Here is a 13,020-nt window from a genome sequence, read left to right as displayed (position 1 = left end):
TCGGAAGAGAGCCCGGTCACACCGCTCGAACCACACACGAGGAGCGCGCATGTCAGACGAGTCCAGCGAGACGAACCAGACGAACCAGACGCTGTCCAACCTGATGCAGGAGGACCGCACCTTCGACCCGCCCACGGAGCTCGCGGAGAATGCCAACGTCACCCAGGCGACCTTCGACGAGGCGGCCGAGGACCGGTTGGCGTTCTGGGCCAAGGCGGCCGAGCGGCTGGACTGGGCCGAGCCGTTCGACGAGGTGCTCGACTGGAGCAACCCGCCGTTCGCCAAGTGGTTCGTGGGCGGCAAGCTCAACGCGGCGTACAACTGCGTCGACCGCCACGTGGAGGCGGGTCTCGGTGACCGCGTCGCCTTCCACTGGGAGGGCGAGCCGGTCGACGACAAGCGCACGATCACCTACGCCGACCTCAAGGACGAGGTCTGCCGGGCCGCCAACGCGCTGACCGACCTGGGCGTGCAGAAGGGCGACCGCGTCGCGATCTACATGCCGATGATCCCGGAGACCGCGGTGGCGATGCTCGCCTGCGCGCGGCTCGGTGCGATCCACACGGTGGTCTTCGGCGGCTTCTCCTCCGACGCCCTGGCCAGCCGGGTGCTCGACTGCGAGGCGTCGGTCATCGTCACCTCCGACGGCGGCTACCGCCGCGGCGCCCCCTCGGCCCTCAAGCCGGCCGTCGACGAGGCCGTCGCCAAGGTCGCCGAGGAGCGCGACGACCTGGTCAAGAAGGTCCTCGTGGTCAAGCGCACAGGTGAGGACGTGGCGTGGAACGACGACCTCGACGTCTGGTGGCACGACGTCGTGGACTCCGCCTCACCTGCGCACGAGTGCGAGTTCTTCGACTCCGAGCACCCGCTCTACGTCATGTACACCTCGGGCACCACCGGCAAGCCCAAGGGCATCCTCCACACGACCGGCGGCTACCTCGTGGGCACCTCCTGGACCCACTGGGCGGTCTTCGACCTCAAGCCCGAGACCGACGTCTATTGGTGCACCGCCGACGTCGGCTGGGTGACCGGCCACAGCTACATGGTCTACGGCCCGCTGGCCAACGCGACCACGCAGGTGATGTACGAGGGCACGCCCGACTCCCCGGAGAAGGGCCGCTGGTGGCAGATCATCGAGGAGTACGGCGTCACGATCTTCTACACCGCCCCCACCGCGATCCGCTCGTTCATGAAGCAGGGCCGCGAGATCCCCGACCAGCGCGACCTGTCCTCGCTGCGCCTCCTCGGGTCGGTCGGTGAGCCGATCAACCCCGAGGCCTACATGTGGTACCGCGAGGTCATCGGCGCCGAGCGCTGCCCCGTCGTGGACACCTGGTGGCAGACCGAGACCGGCCAGATCATGATCAGCCCGCTGCCGGGCGTCACGGCCGGCAAGCCCGGCTCCGCGATGGCACCGATCCCCGGCGTCGTCGCCGCGGTCGTCAACGACGAGGGCAAGGAGGTGGGCAACGGCCAGGGCGGCTACCTCGTGCTCAAGGAGCCGTGGCCCGCGATGCTGCGCACGCTCTGGGGCGACGACGAGCGGTTCAAGGAGACCTACTGGTCCCGCTTCGAGGACACCTACTTCGCCGGGGACGGCGCCAAGCTCGACGACGACGGTGCGATCTGGCTGCTCGGCCGGGTCGACGACGTCATGAACGTCTCGGGCCACCGCCTGTCCACCACCGAGATCGAGTCTGCGCTGGTCTCCCACCCCAAGGTCGCCGAGGCCGCGGTGGTGGGGGCCAAGGACGAGGACACCGGCCAGGCGGTCTGCGCCTTCGTCATCCTGCGGGAGTCCGCGGGCGACGGCGGCAAGGACATCGTCGAGGAGCTGCGCAACCACGTGCGCAAGGAGATCGGCGCGATCGCCAAGCCGCGCCAGATCATGGTCGTCCCCGAGCTGCCCAAGACCCGCTCCGGCAAGATCATGCGTCGCCTGCTCAAGGACGTGGCGGAGAACCGCGAGGTCGGTGACGTCACCACCCTCGCCGACTCCACGGTCATGGACCTGATCTCCGACGGCATGGGCGGCAAGTCCGGCGACGAGTAGGTCCCCCGGGCCGCGTCGGTCGGGCCTGTCGGGATCTGGGATGATCTCGACAGGCCCGGTCACGCTCGGGCTGGTGTGCCGGGAAGTCTGGTCGGCGTCCGGTCGCCGACCCCGAAGGAACCCGTGAGCCGCACCCGTCGCCCGCTGCTCCCCCGCCCGAGCACCCACGAGGAGACCTTCCTCGGTCACCTGCTGCGGCAGGAGACGATCGGCGGTGCGGTCGTCCTCGTCGCGGCGGTGGTCGCCGTGCTGTGGGCCAACTCCCCCTGGTCGCAGGCGTACGACGACCTGCGGCACCTCGAGCTCGGGCCGCTCGACCTCGAGCACTGGGCGGCCGACGGGGCACTGACCCTGTTCTTCTACGTCGCGGGCCTCGAGCTCAAGCGCGAGCTGCTCGTCGGCTCGCTGCGCCGGCCCTCGGACGCCGCCGTGCCCGCGGTGGCCGCGGTGTGCGGCGTGCTGGTCCCGGCCACGGTCTACCTGGTCCTCAACACCACGCTCGACCAGGGCCGCTCCGGGGGGTGGGCGATCCCGGCCGCGACCGACATCGCCTTCGCCCTGGCCGTGCTCGCGGTCGTGGGCGGGGCGCTGCCCAGCTCGCTCCGGGCGTTCCTGCTCACGCTGGCGGTGGTCGACGACCTCGTCGTGATCGTCATCATCGCGGTCTTCTACACCTCCTCGATCGACCTCCTGGCCGTCGGCGCGGCCCTGGTGGGCCTGGGGGTCTTCGCCGTCCTGCAGAAGATCCGCGGGGAGTCGTGGCTGTGGTACGTCCCGCTCGCCCTGGGCATCTGGTGGGCCACCCACGAGAGCGGCATCCACGCGACCGTGGCCGGCGTGGCGATGGGCCTGCTCACCAGGGTCGTGCCCGACGAGGGTGAGGAGTGCTCCCCCGCCGAGGTGCTCGAGCACACCCTCACCCCGTTCAGCAGCGGCCTGGCCGTGCCGTTCTTCGCCCTCATGTCCGCGGGCGTGGCCGTGCACGGCGGGGGCGACCTGGTCCGCGACCCGGTCGTCCTCGGCGTCTTCGCCGGCCTCGTGCTCGGCAAGCCGGCAGGCGTCCTGCTCGGCACCTGGCTGACCGTGCGGCTCACCCGCGCCGAGCTCGGCGACCTCCAGTGGCGCGACCTGGTGGGCGTGGCGGTCCTCGCCGGCGTCGGCTTCACCGTGGCCCTGCTCGTCGCCGAGCTGTCCTTCACCGGTGCCGAGGCGGAGGCAGCCAAGACCGCCGTCCTCTCCGGCTCCGTGGTCAGCGCCGCCCTGGCCGCGGTGATCCTGCGCCGCCGCAACCGCGTGCACGCGGGCTCGCCTGGGTAGTGTTCGCGGCATGAGCGAGCACGCACCCGCACGACGCCCGGCTGCTGAGGTCGACACCGAGGTCGAGCCGAGCATCGGCCAGCTGATCACCTCGGCGCAGAAGGACCTCTCCTCGCTGGTCAAGCAGGAGATCGCCCTGCTCAAGTCCGAGGTCAAGGTGAGCGTCAGGCTCGGCGGCCTGAGCATCGCGCTGTTCGCGGCCGCCGGGTTCGTCGCGCTGCTCGCGGTGATCCTGCTGTCGTTCTTCTTCGTCTACCTCGTGCACCTGACCGGGCTCGGCCTGGTGTGGTCCTACGGCATCGTCGTGCTGGTCTACCTGCTCGTGGCGGGCCTGCTCGGCTTCGTGGGCTACAAGAGGATCACCAAGGTGCGCCCGCCCGAGCGCTCGATCCACCAGGCCCAGGAGACCAAGGACACCCTGCTCCGCAAGAAGTAGGGCCCCTACGCGTAGCCGAGGTCGTGCAGGCGGTCGTCGTCGATGCCGAAGTGGTGGGCGATCTCGTGCACCACGGTGATGCGAACCTCGTCGACCAGCTCGTCCTCCGAGCCGCACATCCGGGTCAGCGGACCGCGGTAGAGGAAGATCCGGTCCGGCGCCACCATCGTGTAGCTGCTGTCGCGCTCGGTCAGCGCGATGCCGTCGTAGAGTCCGAGCAGGTCGGGGTCGTCCGGCGGCGGCTCGTCCTCGACGAGCACCACGCAGTTGTCGACCAGGTCCAGCAGCTCCCCCGGGACGGAGTCCAGCGCGTCGGAGACCAGCTCCTCGAACCGCTCGCGCCCCATCTCGATCATGCGAGCCAGTGTCCCAGGCTCCTGGTGAGGCCGGCGGCGCCCGGCTCGGCGGTGCGGGTCGTCGTGCGACGATGGGACGACCTCACGTCCACGTGACGTCTGACCCCGGAGGTCTCGATGACCGGTCGCGGCGAGCTCAGCGTCGGCGAGCTGTCGGCGCGGTCCGGCGTCGCCCCGAGCGCGCTCCGGTACTACGAGGAGCTCGGTCTCATCGCGTCGCGGCGGACGGCCGGCAACCAGCGGAGGTACGCCCGGGCGACGCTGCGGCGGGTGTCCTTCGTGCGCGCCGCGCAGGCCGTCGGGCTCAGCCTGGACGAGATCGCCCGGGCGCTGGCCACGCTCCCCGACGACCGCACCCCCACCAAGCGGGACTGGACCCGGCTCAGTGCGAGCTGGCGCGACCTGCTCGACGCCCGGATCGAGCGGCTCGAGCGCCTGCGCGACCGGCTCGACGGCTGCCTCGGCTGCGGGTGCCTGAGCCTGCGGTCCTGCGCGCTGCACAACCCCGACGACGCCAAGGCCGCCCGAGGCCCGGGCGCCGTCGAGCTCGAGCCTGGCTAGGATGTGCCGGTCCCGTCCGCGGGACGGGCCCCCATCGTCTAGCGGCCCAGGACCCCGCCCTTTCACGGCGGTAGCACGGGTTCGAATCCCGTTGGGGGTGCTCGTTCTGCGGCTCCGCCCCCGATTCGGAGGTGGGAGCCGCAACTGTTAGAGTTCCCTCCGTCCTCCCGCGTGGAGGGCACCACCAGGCCCCGTAGCGCAGTTGGTTAGCGCGCCGCCCTGTCACGGCGGAGGCCGCGGGTTCGAGTCCCGTCGGGGTCGCGACGACCAGCCGTTCCCTTTCCGGAGCGGCTGTTCGCGGCTAGGCCAGGTAGCTCAGTTGGTACGAGCGACCGACTGAAAATCGGTAGGTCGGCGGTTCGACCCCGCCCCTGGCCACCAGCCCACGAGGACCGCCCACCAGGCGGTCCTCGTTCCATGCCAGGGCTTCACTCGGGCCGAGTGAAGCGCTCGGCTTCACTCGACGCGGGTCACCAGGCGCACAGCGCCACGCCTCCCAGCGCGAGCAGCCAGCTGGCGAACGAGCCGATGAGGAAGTACTCGGTCACGTCGCTCGGGCCGCTGGTCGCCGCGCCGCGCTGCAGCTCGGGGAAGCGCAGCAGGCCCTTGGCCGCCACCACGATCGAGGCGGCCGTGACGTGGCCGGCGAGGCCGAGGCCGACGATGAGCAGCCGCTCCATCGGCCCGAGCAGCCGGCCACCCTTGAGCGACTTCTCGTTGGTCGCGGCCGGGACCCCGACGGCGTCGAGGACGAGCCGCACGAGCAGGTTGACCGTCGAGAGCTGGGCCACCAGCACCCCGAGCACCAGCACCAGCCGGTCGGGCGAGACCGAGGAGAGAGGGCCCTCCACCTGCGCCGGGAGCGCGGCGGCCAGGCGGCCTCCGGCGAGGAGCGACCAGGCGAGCCCGACCGCCCACCCGGCGAACGCCACCACGCGGGCCCGGGCGGAGCGTGTGGACAGCGCGACCGCCGAGCCGAGGAGCCAGCTGAGGAACGCGGCGCTCCACACGGCCAGGTCGAGCAGTCCCACCCGGACGGAGGGGGCGTAGGCGAGGACCGCCCCGGCCAGGAGCAGCACGCCCAGCACCGCCATCAGCAGGCGTCGGCCGGAGCGGGTGACGTCGCGCGCCGCGCGGACGAGGTCGACCAGACCCACCACGAGCAACCACACCCCGACCTCCGTCATGCGTCCGGTCTAGCAGCCACCACCGACGTCGGGCGTCAGGCGCGACGGCGACCCGCCCGGGCCGCCCGCCGCGGGTCAACCGCGCCGCAGCCGCTCGGCGTCCCGGACGGCCCCGATGCCGCGCGCGAAGGCCTGGGACACCGCCGAGGCGGAGACGCCCTCCGCCTCGGCGACCTCCCGCTGCGTGCGGCCGGCGAGGGCGAGGGCGAGCATGCGGTGGCTGCGCTCGTTGAGCCGCTCGACCAGGCCGTCGCGGCACGTGAGATAGGCGTTCTCCGCGTCGGCGCCCTCGCCGGCGTACCACGTCCGCAGCGCGGAGTGACGGGGCCTGCCCAGGTGCACCAGGGCCTCGCGCGCGGCCCACCAGGCCGGGCCGTCCTGGATCCGCGGGGTGCGGGCGGCGTCCAGGGTCCGCGCGTCGCCCTGACCGATGCCGGCGCGCGCGTCGACCTGGGGCAGCAGGTGCAGCCGCACCAGCAGCGCGGCGTGCGCGGCGTCGACGAGCCGGGCGTAGGCGCCCTGGAACTCGTCGCCGACCGTCGGCTCGAGCTCCTGCTCGGCGGGGACGAGGCGGTTGGTGGCCGCGAGCGCGGCGACCAGCGCCCGATGGATCGCAGCACGGTCGCCGGCCTGCCGGGAGCCGACCAGGTCACCGATGACCGCATACATGTTCAGATCATAGCTGAACTTCTACGAAGTTCAGCGCTGGGCTGAATTCGGGTCGGACGCCCGCTCGCGGCGCAGCGAGATCGCCGACCGGACCAGCGCCAGGTGGCTGAAGGCCTGCGGGAAGTTGCCGACCATGCGGGCCCCCGCCACGTCGTACTCCTCGCTGAGCAGGCCGACGTCGTTGACCAGGCCGACCAGACGGTCGAGGAGCTCGGCGGCCTCGTCGGTGCGCCCCGCCAGGACGTAGGCGTCCACCAACCAGAACGAGCACGCCAGGAACGGGTGCTCGTCCCCGGCCAGGCCGTCGACGCCGCTGCCGGTGCGGTAGCGCAGGAGCAGCCCGTCGCGGAGCAGGTCCTCCTCCACCGCGCGGATCGTGGCCAGGACCCGCGGGTCGTCCCCGGGCAGGAAGCCGACCATCGGGACCTGCAGCAGGGCGGCGTCCACCTCGGTGGTGCCCGGGTGCTGGACGAAGCAGCCCCGCTCGGGGTCCACGCAGTCGGCGAGCACCGCCGCCCGGACCGCGTCGCGCGCCTCCCGCCACCGATCCACGCGCCCCTCGAGCCCCAGCTCCTCGACCGCCCTCACCCCGCGGTCGAACGCCACCCACGCCATCACCTGGGAGTGGGTGAACCGCTGCCGCGGACCCCGCACCTCCCACATCCCGTGGTCGGGCTCGCGCCAGGCCCCGGCGAGGTGGTCGAGCATCGCGCACTGGATCCGCCAGGAGTTGAGGTCCTCCTCGAGACCGGCCCGGCGGGCGGTGTCGAAGGCGATCATCATCGAGCCGAAGACGTCGGTCTGCAGCTGCGCGGCGGCGCCGTTGCCGATGCGCACGGGCCGCGACCCCGCGTAGCCCGGCAGGTGGTCCAGCTCGCGCTCGGGCAGCTCGCGGGAGCCGTCGACGCCGTACATGATCTGCAGGTCGGCGGGCTCGGCGGCGACCGCGCGGACGAGCCACCGGCGCCAGGCCTCAGCCTCCTCGGTGTAGCCCGCGTCGAGCAGCGCGGTGAGGGTCAGGCTGGCGTCGCGCAGCCAGCAGAAGCGGTAGTCCCAGTTGCGCTCCCCTCCGAAGTCCTCCGGCAGCGAGGTCGTCAGCGCCGCCACGATCCCGCCGGTCTCGACGTGGGTGAGCGCCCGGAGTGTGGCCAGGCTGCGCACCACGAGGTCGCGGTGCGGCAGGTCGTGGGCGCAGGGCTCGGCCCAGCGCTCCTGCTCCTCCCCGTCCCGGCGTACGACGGCCAAGGAGTCGAGCACGTCCGGCACCGGGTGCCACGAGGGCGCCCACGTGAGGGCGAAGGTGAGCACGTCGCCCTCGTGCACCTCGAGCTCGTCGGCGTGCCGGTGGTCGGTCGCGGTGGGCAGCCGGGGCCCGCTCAGCACGAGCTGGTCGGGACCCGCGACCGCGACGATCACCTCCTCGCCGTCGGCCCGGTGGGCGCGCCGCACCCAGGGCCGGACCGCGCCGTAGGCGAACCGCACGACCCACTCGTGCCGCAGCCGCAGCGACCCGGACACCCCGGTGACGGTGCGCACCAGGTCGGCGCGGCGGTCACCGCGCGGCATCGAGTCGTGCACGGTCACGGTGCCGGTGGGTCCGCTGAACGTGGTGACCAGGTGGGTGGTGGCGCCCTCGTAGGCCCGCGTGGTCTCGACCTCGTCCGGATCGGCCGGCCCGATCAGCCAGCGACCGTGCTCGGGCTCGCCGAGGAGCGCCGCGAAGCAGGCGGCGGAGTCGAAGCGAGGCAGGCAGAGCCAGTCGACCGACCCGTCGAGGCCGACCAGCGCGCCGGTGTGCCGGTCGCCGATGATCGCGTAGTCCTCGATCGGCAGTGCCATGCTGCGACGCTAGCCGAGGGACGGTCACCCGGGGCGCGATCGCCGGGTGAGCGGAGGTGCGCGGATGAGTACGCACACTCACACCAGGTGAGTGGGGTGGCGCACGCAGGCGCACGCGCGGGTGTGGCTTGATGGAGCCATGACCAGGTTCGCCGACCCCGCGCGCTGCCCCGACTGCCGCGCCACCCTGACGCCCGGCAGCCTGCTGTGCCCCGCGTGCCGCCTCGACCTGAGCGGCGAGCTGGGTCAGCGGCTGTTCACCCTGCTCACCGACGCCGACAGCGTGCTGGTGCAGATGCGATCCCGCAGCGCGGCGCCGGTCCCCGCCGGCGCGCCGACCCCCGGCACCCGCGTGCCGGTGGGAGCCGGTGGTCCGGGCCTGCCGCCCCAGCCGGCACCCCCCGGTGGCCCGGCGCCGTTCCCGTCGGCACCGGCCCCGCGTCCCGCGGTCCGGGCGTCCAGCGTGCCGCAGGTGCTGCTCGGGCTCGGCGCCCTCACCCTGCTGGTCGCGATCTCCCTGTTCTTCGCCGTCACCTGGGCCGCGCTGGGTCCTGACGGTCGGGCGGTGGTGCTGGTGCTGCTGACCCTCGCCACCAGCGCGGTGACCGCTGAGCTGGCCCGTCGTGACCTTCGGGGCGCGACCGAGGCGCTGGGGCTGGTGAGCCTGGGGCTCGTGGCCGGTGACGTCTTCGCCGCCCGTGACGCCGGCTGGCTGCACCCGGGCAACGGCGCGCAGATGTCCCTGGTGCTGGGCACGGTGCTGCTCGTCGCGGGCACGACCTCGGCGCTCGCGCTGACCCGGACCCGCGCCGGGCGCCTGGTCTCCGGCGAGGTCGTGGCGGCCCTCGGGGCCGCGTGCGTGGCCGGCGGCATCGCCGACAGTGGCTGGGGCTCGACCGCCGGCCGGCTGGTGGTCGCCGTCCCGCTCGTCGCCCTCCTCGCGGTCATGGCCCGCCTGCTCGGGCAGCTCGTGCCCGGCGGCCCCTCCGACTCCGCCTTCCTCCCGCTCCCCGAGCCCGGCAGGACCCCGCGGCGTCGACGCCTCCTGCCGATGCAGGCCGAGACCGCCGGCATCGCGCTGGTCACGGTCGCGGCCTGGCTGGCGCTGGCCGGCACCGCGCTGGAGCGCGTGTTCGACGACCTCACCCTCGCCGGCGTCTGGGGCGGCTCGGGGCTGCCGCTCCTGGCCGCCGCGGTGTACGCCGCCCTGCCGGCCCTCCTGCCCGGCCTCCGCGCGGCGCGGGTGACCGCCCTCGCGGTCGCCGTCGCCCCGCTGACCGTGCTGCTGACCGCGCCGGCCTTCGACGAGTCGGGCACCACGCTCGCCCTGGTCATGGCGGTGGCCACGCTCGTGCTCGCCGTCGTCCTCGCGACCGGCCCGCTGCCCTGGGTGCGGGCCGCCGGATCGGGGCTGCTGGTCACCGTGCCGGTGCTCGTCGCCCACAGCCTCGAGCTGCTCGTCGCAGGCCTCAGGGCCTTCGCCGCCGCGGTCGAGAAGGGTTGGGACGGCTCCCTGACCGGACGGCTGGACCCGCCGGTCGGAGGCCTGGCCGCCCCCTGGGTGCTCCCCGCGGCGCTGCTGGTGCTGGTGGTGACCGGCTTCGCCGTGCACCGCGCCGCGACCGGGTCACGACCCTCGGCCGAGCAGGTGCGCCGCGTGTCCGAGACCTCGGCGATCGTGGCGGTCCACGGCGGCCTGCTGGTCCTGCGCACCCCCGTGGTCGCCCTGCTCGCGGTGATGCTGCTGACCACGCTGCGCGTCGGCATCGACGGCCTGCGCGGGCACCCGCGGATGACCCAGGCGGCCGCCGCCTGGAGCTCCTTCGCGCTCGGTGCGCTGGCGCTCACGCTCTCGGCGTACGACGAGTGGCTGACCCTGCTGGCCTGCCTCGTCCTGGGCGGCCTGGCCGCCCTCCACCACCGCAGCCCCGCCCTGGGCGGCTGGGCCGCGTGGGGAGGCGGGCTCGTGCTCGGGCCGCTGGGCGCCCTGGGGCTGTGGGCGGGCACCTCGCTGCTCGAGGTCCGTGGGGACTGGGCCGCGCTGGTGGTCCTGCTCGCCCTCGGCGCCTGGGTGGTCCTGCGGGGGCTGGCCGACACCGAGGGGAGCGGCGAGCATCCGGTTCGCGATCCCTGGACCGACCCGGTCGTCGGGGTCGAGGTGGGCACGATCGCCGCGGCGGCCCTCACCGCGGTGGTCGGCGTGATGGTCTTCTCGCCGCTGGACCTCCAGGCCCCGTGGACCTCGGTCCACCTCACCGTCGCCGGGGTCGTGGCCTCCATCGTGTCGCTGACCCGGGAGGAGCGGCGACGGGTGGCCGGCTGGGCCGCCTTCGTGCTGCTCACCGCGGCCAGCTGGGTGCGCCTGTCCGACATCGGGGTGCACCAGCCCGAGGCCTACACGGTCCCCTCGGCGCTCGTGCTCCTGGTGGTGGGCTGGTTCCACCTGCGGCAGCACCCCGCCGCCGGCACGATGCGGGCCTGGAGCTCCGGGCTGGGCCTGGCCCTCGTGCCCTCGCTGCTGTGGGTGCTGGCCGACCCGGTCTCGCTGCGCGCGCTGCTCCTGGGCCTGGTCTGCCTCGGCCTGGTGCTGCTCGGCACGAGCCGTCGCTGGGCCGCGCCGTTCGTGTGGGGTGCGGCGGTCGGCACCGTGCTGGTGCTGCGGATGGTGGCGCCGGTCGCCCTGCTGGTCGGACCGTTCCTGGTCTTCGCCGTGGGCGGCGTGCTGCTGCTGGTGGTCGGGGCGACCTGGGAGCACCGCCTCAAGGACGCCGAGCGTCTGCGCCGCTACGTCGACGGCCTGCGCTGACGGCCCCGCCCGGGCCGACGGCGCAGACGACGGAGGGGACGGACCCTGTGGGTCCGTCCCCTCCGGAACAGCTGTCGGTCGCTCCTCAGCGGAGCGGGTCGCTCACTCGAAGTCGTTGCCGCGACGCTGCGTCGGCATCATGCCGGCGAGCAGCTCGCGCACCTCGGACTCGCGGTAGCGGCGGTGGCCGCCCAGCGTGCGGATCGAGCTGAGCTTGCCCGCCTTGGCCCACCTCGTCACGGTCTTCGGGTCGACCCGGAACATGGCGGCAACCTCTGCAGGCGTCAGCAGAGCCTCCGACTCAGTCGGTCGAGCGGTCATCACGCCACCCCTCTTCTTTCTCTCCCTTGGTGAGATCCCCGCACGAGGATCCGGGCCCTGGTGCGTGGGGCACCGTGGCCTGCGTTCCATAGTAGGACAGTTGCGACAACGGGTACAGGCGACGAATCAGGACCAAACGGAAGTCGGGCCCTTTTCCCGTCCCAACCGGGCCCAAGTGCCCCTCCGGGTGTGCCGGACGGCCCGGGCCCATCCTCCGGCCGGACTACCCCTGCCACCTGCGCACGCGCTCACGCGCCCGTCGATAGCATGTGACCAAGGTCGCACACCCGCGGCCCCGCGTCAGCCATCGCCACACCCCGGCGAGCAGACCACCCGCAGGAGACATGCTCATGAGCACACCCGCCCCCACGTCCGTCTTCGACCAGCTGCACCAGCACGAGCAGGTCGTGTTCTGCCACGACGAGCCCACCGGGCTCCGCGCGATCATCGCGATCCACTCCACCGCCCTGGGCCCCGCGCTCGGCGGCACCCGCTTCTACCCCTACGCCGACGAGCAGTCCGCGCTCGCCGACGTCCTCGAGCTCTCGCGCGGCATGACCTACAAGGCCGCCGCGGCGGGCCTCGACCTCGGCGGCGGCAAGGCGGTCATCATCGGCGACCCGGCCCTCGACAAGTCCGAGGCGCTGCTGCGGGCCTACGGCCGCTTCGTGCAGACCCTCGGCGGCCGCTACGTCACCGCCTGCGACGTCGGCACGTTCTCCCCCGACATGGACGTCGTGGCCCGCGAGTGCGGCCCCGGCGTGGTCACCGGCCGCACCGAGGAGCACGGCGGGGCCGGCGACTCCTCGGTCCTCACCGCGTTCGGCGTCTTCCAGGGCATGCGGGCCGCGGCCCTGCGCACCTGGGGCGACCCCACCCTGCGCGGTCGCCGCGTCGGCGTCGCCGGGGTCGGCAAGGTCGGCCGCCACCTGGTGGACCTGCTGCTCGAGGACGGTGCCGACGTGGTCGTGACCGACGTCAGCGAGCGGGCGCTGGCCGTCGTACGCGCGGCGCACCCGGAGGTCGACGTGGTCGGTGGCCCCGACGGCCCCGACGGCCCTGACGGCACCGCGGCGCTGGTGGCCTCCGACCTCGACGTCTACGCCCCGTGCGCGCTGGGCGGCGCCCTGGACGACGCGACCGTCGACGCGCTGCGGGCCCGGGTGGTCTGCGGGGCGGCCAACAACCAGCTCGCCCACCCCGGCATCGCCAAGCGGCTGGAGGACCACGGCGTGCTCTACGCCCCCGACTACGTGGTCAACGCCGGCGGGCTGATCCAGGTCGCCGACGAGCGCGAGGGGTTCTCGTTCCCCCGTGCGCAGCGACGCGCGAGCGGGATCTACGACACCACGCTGCGCATCTTCGAGCTCGCCGAGAGCGACGGCGTGCCGCCCGCGGTCGCTGCCGACCGCGTTGCGGAGCATCGGATCGCGGAGGTGTCCCGCGTCAGGAGGATCTGGACCGTCTGAGCGCGG

The 13,020-nt window shown here is 73.5% G+C and carries 11 protein-coding genes and 3 tRNA genes; 9 read left to right on the top strand and 5 right to left on the bottom strand.

The features are described from left to right. Positions 1-49 precede the first annotated feature (49 nt). From acs to J2S63_RS11895, 3 genes are all read left to right on the top strand, one after another. Positions 50-2,053 (top strand): acetate--CoA ligase, encoded by a 2,004-nt coding sequence (acs, locus tag J2S63_RS11905; protein WP_310302296.1) that lies wholly within the window; start codon positions 50-52, stop codon positions 2,051-2,053. Between the two features lie 123 nt (positions 2,054-2,176). Continuing rightward, positions 2,177-3,370: a Na+/H+ antiporter NhaA gene (nhaA, locus tag J2S63_RS11900; RefSeq protein ID WP_310302293.1), complete on the top strand. Its 1,194-nt coding sequence runs from the start codon at positions 2,177-2,179 to the stop codon at positions 3,368-3,370. Positions 3,371-3,380: 10 nt separating this feature from the next. After that, entirely contained in the window at positions 3,381-3,806 is a 426-nt protein-coding gene (locus J2S63_RS11895; protein ID WP_310302289.1) for a phage holin family protein, read from the top strand. Positions 3,807-3,811: 5 nt separating this feature from the next. Here J2S63_RS11895 and J2S63_RS11890 read toward each other — a convergent pair whose 3' ends face one another. After that, complete coding sequence (locus J2S63_RS11890) at positions 3,812-4,162, bottom strand: metallopeptidase family protein (protein WP_310302286.1); 351 nt, start codon at positions 4,160-4,162, stop codon at positions 3,812-3,814. 117 nt (positions 4,163-4,279) lie between these two features. Here J2S63_RS11890 and soxR point away from each other — a divergent pair, with 117 nt between their 5' ends. The 4 genes from soxR to J2S63_RS11870 all read left to right on the top strand — a co-directional run bounded on the left by soxR (position 4,280) and on the right by J2S63_RS11870 (position 5,104). Further along, on the top strand, positions 4,280-4,723 hold the full coding sequence (soxR, locus tag J2S63_RS11885) for a redox-sensitive transcriptional activator SoxR (RefSeq protein WP_310302283.1): 444 nt from the start codon (positions 4,280-4,282) through the stop codon (positions 4,721-4,723). 27 nt (positions 4,724-4,750) lie between these two features. Beyond that, positions 4,751-4,823: transfer RNA gene (locus tag J2S63_RS11880), tRNA-Glu, on the top strand. An 87-nt stretch (positions 4,824-4,910) separates the two neighbouring features. Next, positions 4,911-4,984: transfer RNA gene (locus tag J2S63_RS11875), tRNA-Asp, on the top strand. A 43-nt stretch (positions 4,985-5,027) separates the two neighbouring features. Continuing rightward, positions 5,028-5,104 (top strand) — tRNA-Phe (locus tag J2S63_RS11870). 89 nt (positions 5,105-5,193) lie between these two features. On the opposite strand, the gene J2S63_RS11865 is transcribed toward J2S63_RS11870, so the two are convergent. The 3 genes from J2S63_RS11865 to J2S63_RS11855 form a co-directional block, all read right to left on the bottom strand. Next, on the bottom strand, positions 5,194-5,910 hold the full coding sequence (locus J2S63_RS11865) for a hypothetical protein (protein ID WP_310302281.1): 717 nt from the start codon (positions 5,908-5,910) through the stop codon (positions 5,194-5,196). A 75-nt stretch (positions 5,911-5,985) separates the two neighbouring features. After that, on the bottom strand, positions 5,986-6,579 hold the full coding sequence (locus J2S63_RS11860) for a SatD family protein (protein WP_310302278.1): 594 nt from the start codon (positions 6,577-6,579) through the stop codon (positions 5,986-5,988). Positions 6,580-6,609: 30 nt separating this feature from the next. Continuing rightward, a complete protein-coding gene (locus tag J2S63_RS11855; protein WP_310302276.1) occupies positions 6,610-8,418 on the bottom strand; it encodes a glycoside hydrolase family 15 protein in 1,809 nt (602 codons plus the stop codon). Positions 8,419-8,557: 139 nt separating this feature from the next. Here J2S63_RS11855 and J2S63_RS11850 point away from each other — a divergent pair, with 139 nt between their 5' ends. Continuing rightward, positions 8,558-11,224, top strand: coding sequence for an SCO7613 C-terminal domain-containing membrane protein (locus J2S63_RS11850; protein WP_310302273.1), 2,667 nt, complete (start codon positions 8,558-8,560; stop codon positions 11,222-11,224). A gap of 102 nt (positions 11,225-11,326) precedes the next feature. Here the strand turns inward: J2S63_RS11850 and J2S63_RS11845 are convergent, their stop codons facing one another. Beyond that, positions 11,327-11,545 (bottom strand): BldC family transcriptional regulator, encoded by a 219-nt coding sequence (locus J2S63_RS11845; RefSeq protein WP_310302270.1) that lies wholly within the window; start codon positions 11,543-11,545, stop codon positions 11,327-11,329. 350 nt (positions 11,546-11,895) lie between these two features. Between J2S63_RS11845 and J2S63_RS11840 the strand changes: the two genes are divergently transcribed. Further along, entirely contained in the window at positions 11,896-13,014 is a 1,119-nt protein-coding gene (locus tag J2S63_RS11840; RefSeq protein WP_310302266.1) for a Glu/Leu/Phe/Val dehydrogenase dimerization domain-containing protein, read from the top strand. The last annotated feature ends 6 nt before the right edge of the window (positions 13,015-13,020 follow it).

It is taken from the genome of Nocardioides marmoribigeumensis (assembly GCF_031458325.1).
Classification (GTDB): domain Bacteria; phylum Actinomycetota; class Actinomycetes; order Propionibacteriales; family Nocardioidaceae; genus Marmoricola_A; species Marmoricola_A marmoribigeumensis.
This window is presented reverse-complemented; position numbering and strand designations above follow the sequence as displayed.